The 364-nt window shown below is 52.5% G+C and carries 1 pseudogene; it reads right to left on the bottom strand.

The window, feature by feature from the left end:
- A pseudogene (locus tag ACLUXO_RS10295) lies at nt 1–364 on the bottom strand (5-methyltetrahydrofolate--homocysteine methyltransferase); the annotation flags it as partial.

Here is a 364-nt window from a genome sequence, read left to right as displayed (position 1 = left end):
CGGCAGGCCTTCCAAAGCCGCGTTGATGACCGTTACCGCGCTTTCTGCCAAGTGGACGTACTTAGCATGTTCTTCTGGATTGTCCTGGCTTTCATTGAGTTTGCTGATCAAAAAGGCCCAGGTGGTGTCGTCGATTTGCAAGTAGCGGCAGCCGAGATCGTAGAAGTTCTTGATGGTTTCGTTGTAGGCCTTGCCTAAGTCAGCCAGGTAGTCTTCCCAGCTGGCGTAGAATTCTGGCCAGTTGTCAGACCGGTTGTCTCTGAAGAGCATGGTTGGTGAAGGAATAGTCTGCTTGGCTACCGCGTCTCCGGCCTCCTTTTGGGTGAAGAGGAAGTGGTCAAAGAATGGGTGGTCTGGATTGTAG

The organism is Lactobacillus delbrueckii subsp. bulgaricus (assembly GCF_046938665.1).
GTDB classification, from domain to species: Bacteria; Bacillota; Bacilli; order Lactobacillales; family Lactobacillaceae; genus Lactobacillus; species Lactobacillus delbrueckii_C.
The sequence above is the reverse complement of the archived record's forward strand: the minus strand, read 5'-3'. Positions and strand labels throughout refer to the sequence as shown.